The sequence below is a fragment of the Rhizorhapis sp. SPR117 genome, assembly GCF_021742065.1.
On the sequence record NZ_JAKKIE010000225.1, the window covers coordinates 1 to 571 of the forward strand.

Annotated in this window: 1 pseudogene; it reads left to right on the forward strand. The window is 57.1% G+C overall.

From position 1 onward, the window contains the following. Nucleotides 1–137 precede the first annotated feature (137 nt). Nucleotides 138–571, forward strand: a pseudogene (locus L3X40_RS22115) (IS5 family transposase); the annotation flags it as partial.

Sequence of the window (571 nt, forward strand, 5' to 3'; positions counted from 1 at the left end):
GCCGCCGTCAAACGCTTCTGCCAGAAAACAATGAAGCGAACTTCGGATTCAGGTGACTAGGTGGTGTTTACATTCATGGATTCCCAAAGCCATAAAAGTCTGATTCAAGCTGCTGGCTGGGATGGAGGTCAGCATGGATGGATCGACAGGAACTGAGTGACACGGTTTGGGAGCGGATGGCGCCGCATTTGCCGGGCAAGACGACCGATCCTGGACGGACCGGGCGGGACAATCGGCTGTTTGTGGAAGCGATCCTGTGGCTGGCCTGGTCGGGGGCACACTGGCGGGTTCTGCCGAAGGAGTTTGGCCGTTGGCACACCGTTTACCAGCGCTTCAACCGCTGGTGCCGTAGCGGCGTTTGGGAGAGTCTTTTCAAGGCGTTGAGCGATGACGCCGACTTTGAATATATCCTCGTCGACAGCACCATTGTGCGCGCCCATCAGCACAGTGCAGGTGCCCCAAAAAAAGCGATCGATCCGAAGATCGGTTTGAAGCTCACGCGCTGGGACGGTCAAAAGGCGGCTTGAGCACCAAGGTTCATGCTGCCACCGATGCACTTGGCAATCCCGTT